This is a genomic window from Streptococcus mitis, from assembly GCF_002005545.1.
GTDB lineage: Bacteria > Bacillota > Bacilli > Lactobacillales > Streptococcaceae > Streptococcus > Streptococcus mitis_I.
This window is the reverse complement of the sequence record NZ_LBMT01000002.1, coordinates 1-4,933: the sequence shown is the minus strand read 5'-3', so window position 1 is coordinate 4,933 and position 4,933 is coordinate 1. Positions and strand designations below refer to the sequence as shown.

The following is a 4,933-nucleotide window of genomic DNA, read 5'->3' as shown; positions in this document are numbered from 1 at the left end:
AAAAAACAATAAATCTGTCAGTGACAGAAATGAGTGAGAACTCAAACTTTTAATGAGAGTTTGATCCTGGCTCAGGACGAACGCTGGCGGCGTGCCTAATACATGCAAGTAGAACGCTGAAGGAGGAGCTTGCTTCTCTGGATGAGTTGCGAACGGGTGAGTAACGCGTAGGTAACCTGCCTGGTAGCGGGGGATAACTATTGGAAACGATAGCTAATACCGCATAACAGTAGATGTTGCATGACATTTGCTTAAAAGGTGCAATTGCATCACTACCAGATGGACCTGCGTTGTATTAGCTAGTTGGTGGGGTAACGGCTCACCAAGGCGACGATACATAGCCGACCTGAGAGGGTGATCGGCCACACTGGGACTGAGACACGGCCCAGACTCCTACGGGAGGCAGCAGTAGGGAATCTTCGGCAATGGACGGAAGTCTGACCGAGCAACGCCGCGTGAGTGAAGAAGGTTTTCGGATCGTAAAGCTCTGTTGTAAGAGAAGAACGGGTGTGAGAGTGGAAAGTTCACACTGTGACGGTATCTTACCAGAAAGGGACGGCTAACTACGTGCCAGCAGCCGCGGTAATACGTAGGTCCCGAGCGTTGTCCGGATTTATTGGGCGTAAAGCGAGCGCAGGCGGTTAGATAAGTCTGAAGTTAAAGGCTGTGGCTTAACCATAGTACGCTTTGGAAACTGTTTAACTTGAGTGCAAGAGGGGAGAGTGGAATTCCATGTGTAGCGGTGAAATGCGTAGATATATGGAGGAACACCGGTGGCGAAAGCGGCTCTCTGGCTTGTAACTGACGCTGAGGCTCGAAAGCGTGGGGAGCAAACAGGATTAGATACCCTGGTAGTCCACGCCGTAAACGATGAGTGCTAGGTGTTAGACCCTTTCCGGGGTTTAGTGCCGCAGCTAACGCATTAAGCACTCCGCCTGGGGAGTACGACCGCAAGGTTGAAACTCAAAGGAATTGACGGGGGCCCGCACAAGCGGTGGAGCATGTGGTTTAATTCGAAGCAACGCGAAGAACCTTACCAGGTCTTGACATCCCTCTGACCTCTCTAGAGATAGAGATTTCCTTCGGGACAGAGGTGACAGGTGGTGCATGGTTGTCGTCAGCTCGTGTCGTGAGATGTTGGGTTAAGTCCCGCAACGAGCGCAACCCCTATTGTTAGTTGCCATCATTCAGTTGGGCACTCTAGCGAGACTGCCGGTAATAAACCGGAGGAAGGTGGGGATGACGTCAAATCATCATGCCCCTTATGACCTGGGCTACACACGTGCTACAATGGCTGGTACAACGAGTCGCAAGCCGGTGACGGCAAGCTAATCTCTTAAAGCCAGTCTCAGTTCGGATTGTAGGCTGCAACTCGCCTACATGAAGTCGGAATCGCTAGTAATCGCGGATCAGCACGCCGCGGTGAATACGTTCCCGGGCCTTGTACACACCGCCCGTCACACCACGAGAGTTTGTAACACCCGAAGTCGGTGAGGTAACCGTAAGGAGCCAGCCGCCTAAGGTGGGATAGATGATTGGGGTGAAGTCGTAACAAGGTAGCCGTATCGGAAGGTGCGGCTGGATCACCTCCTTTCTAAGGATAAGGAACTGCGCATTGGTCTTGTTTAGTCTTGAGAGGTCTTGTGGGGCCTTAGCTCAGCTGGGAGAGCGCCTGCTTTGCACGCAGGAGGTCAGCGGTTCGATCCCGCTAGGCTCCATTGGTGAGAGATCACCAAGTAATGCACATTGAAAATTGAATATCTATATCAAATAGTAACAAGAAAATAAACCGAAAACGCTGTAGTATTAATAAGAGTTTATGACTGAAAGGTCAAAAAATAAGGTTAAGTTAATAAGGGCGCACGGTGGATGCCTTGGCACTAGGAGCCGAAGAAGGACGTGACAAACGACGATATGCCTTGGGTAGCTGTAAGTAAGCGATGATCCAGGGATTTCCGAATGGGGGAACCCAACAGGTACTACCTGTTACCCGCATCTGTTAAGGATGTGAGGAGGAAGACGCAGTGAACTGAAACATCTAAGTAGCTGCAGGAAGAGAAAGCAAAAGCGATTGCCTTAGTAGCGGCGAGCGAAACGGCAGAAGGGCAAACCGAAGAGTTTACTCTTCGGGGTTGTAGGACTGCAATGTGGACTCAAAGATTATAGAAGAATGATTTGGGAAGATCAGCCAAAGAGAGTAATAGCCTCGTATTTAAAATAGTCTTTGTACCTAGCAGTATCCTGAGTACGGCGGGACACGAGAAATCCCGTCGGAATCTGGGAGGACCATCTCCCAACCCTAAATACTCCCTAGTGACCGATAGTGAACCAGTACCGTGAGGGAAAGGTGAAAAGCACCCCGGGAGGGGAGTGAAATAGAACCTGAAACCGTGTGCCTACAACAAGTTCGAGCCCGTTAATGGGTGAGAGCGTGCCTTTTGTAGAATGAACCGGCGAGTTACGTTATGATGCGAGGTTAAGTTGAAGAGACGGAGCCGTAGGGAAACCGAGTCTGAATAGGGCGAATTAGTATCATGACGTAGACCCGAAACCATGTGACCTACCCATGAGCAGGTTGAAGGTGCGGTAAGACGCACTGGAGGACCGAACCAGGGCACGTTGAAAAGTGCTTGGATGACTTGTGGGTAGCGGAGAAATTCCAAACGAACTTGGAGATAGCTGGTTCTCTCCGAAATAGCTTTAGGGCTAGCGTCGACATTAAGATTCTTGGAGGTAGAGCACTGTTTGGGTGAGGGGTCCATCCCGGATTACCAATCTCAGATAAACTCCGAATGCCAATGAATTATGGTCGGCAGTCAGACTGCGAGTGCTAAGATCCGTAGTCGAAAGGGAAACAGCCCAGACCACCAGCTAAGGTCCCAAAATAATTGTTAAGTGGAAAAGGATGTGGGGTTGCACAGACAACTAGGATGTTAGCTTAGAAGCAGCTATTCATTCAAAGAGTGCGTAATAGCTCACTAGTCGAGTGACCCTGCGCCGAAAATGTACCGGGGCTAAAACAATTTACCGAAGCTGTGGATACCTTTATAGGTATGGTAGGAGAGCGTTCTATGTGTGAAGAAGGTGTACCGTGAGGAGTGCTGGAACGCATAGAAGTGAGAATGCCGGTATGAGTAGCGAAAGACAGGTGAGAATCCTGTCCACCGTAAGACTAAGGTTTCCAGGGGAAGGCTCGTCCGCCCTGGGTTAGTCGGGACCTAAGGAGAGACCGAAAGGTGTATCCGATGGACAACAGGTTGATATTCCTGTACTAGAGTATGTAGTGATGGAGGGACGCAGTAGGCTAACTAAAGCAGACGATTGGAAGAGTCTGTCTAAGCAGTGAGGTGTGATATGAGTTAAATGCTTATATCTATAACATTGAGCTGTGATGGGGAGCGAAGTTTAGTAGCGAAGTTAGTGACGTCACACTGCCAAGAAAAGCTTCTAGCGTTTAAACATACTCTACCCGTACCGCAAACCGACACAGGTAGTCGAGGCGAGTAGCCTCAGGTGAGCGAGAGAACTCTCGTTAAGGAACTCGGCAAAATGACCCCGTAACTTCGGGAGAAGGGGTGCTGACTTTAAGTCAGCCGCAGTGAATAGGCCCAAGCAACTGTTTATCAAAAACACAGCTCTCTGCTAAATCGTAAGATGATGTATAGGGGGTGACGCCTGCCCGGTGCTGGAAGGTTAAGAGGAGTGCTTAGCGCAAGCGAAGGTATGAATTGAAGCCCCAGTAAACGGCGGCCGTAACTATAACGGTCCTAAGGTAGCGAAATTCCTTGTCGGGTAAGTTCCGACCCGCACGAAAGGCGTAATGATTTGGGCACTGTCTCAACGAGAGACTCGGTGAAATTTTAGTACCTGTGAAGATGCAGGTTACCCGCGACAGGACGGAAAGACCCCATGGAGCTTTACTGCAGTTTGATATTGAGTGTCTGTACCACATGTACAGGATAGGTAGGAGTCTAAGAGATCGGGACGCCAGTTTCGAAGGAGACGTTGTTGGGATACTACCCTTGTGTTATGGCCACTCTAACCCGGATAGGTGATCCCTATCGGAGACAGTGTCTGACGGGCAGTTTGACTGGGGCGGTCGCCTCCTAAAAGGTAACGGAGGCGCCCAAAGGTTCCCTCAGAATGGTTGGAAATCATTCGCAGAGTGTAAAGGTATAAGGGAGCTTGACTGCGAGAGCTACAACTCGAGCAGGGACGAAAGTCGGGCTTAGTGATCCGGTGGTTCCGTATGGAAGGGCCATCGCTCAACGGATAAAAGCTACCCTGGGGATAACAGGCTTATCTCCCCCAAGAGTTCACATCGACGGGGAGGTTTGGCACCTCGATGTCGGCTCGTCGCATCCTGGGGCTGTAGTCGGTCCCAAGGGTTGGGCTGTTCGCCCATTAAAGCGGCACGCGAGCTGGGTTCAGAACGTCGTGAGACAGTTCGGTCCCTATCCGTCGCGGGCGTAGGAAATTTGAGAGGATCTGCTCCTAGTACGAGAGGACCAGAGTGGACTTACCGCTGGTGTACCAGTTGTCTTGCCAAAGGCATCGCTGGGTAGCTATGTAGGGAAGGGATAAACGCTGAAAGCATCTAAGTGTGAAACCCACCTCAAGATGAGATTTCCCATGATTTTATATCAGTAAGAGCCCTGAGAGATGATCAGGTAGATAGGTTAGAAGTGGAAGTGTGGCGACACATGTAGCGGACTAATACTAATAGCTCGAGGACTTATCCAAAGTAACTGAGAATATGAAAGCGAGAGGTTTTCTTGATTTGAATAGATATTCAATTTTGAGTAGGTATTACTCAGAGTTAAGTGACGATAGCCTAGGAGATACACCTGTACCCATGCCGAACACAGAAGTTAAGCCCTAGAACGCCGGAAGTAGTTGGGGGTTGCCCCCTGTGAGATATGGAAGTCGCTTA

The 4,933-nt window shown here is 50.0% G+C and carries 1 tRNA gene and 3 rRNA genes; all 4 read left to right on the top strand.

Annotated features, from left to right (window positions below):
- Positions 1-48: 48 nt before the first annotated feature.
- Positions 49-1,594: ribosomal RNA gene (locus QS39_RS10525) — 16S ribosomal RNA — on the top strand.
- Positions 1,595-1,645: 51 nt separating this feature from the next.
- Positions 1,646-1,718, top strand: a tRNA-Ala gene (locus tag QS39_RS10520).
- Between the two features lie 124 nt (positions 1,719-1,842).
- Positions 1,843-4,743, top strand: a 23S ribosomal RNA gene (locus QS39_RS10515).
- 76 nt (positions 4,744-4,819) lie between these two features.
- A 5S ribosomal RNA gene (gene rrf / locus QS39_RS10510) occupies positions 4,820-4,933 on the top strand; the annotation flags it as partial.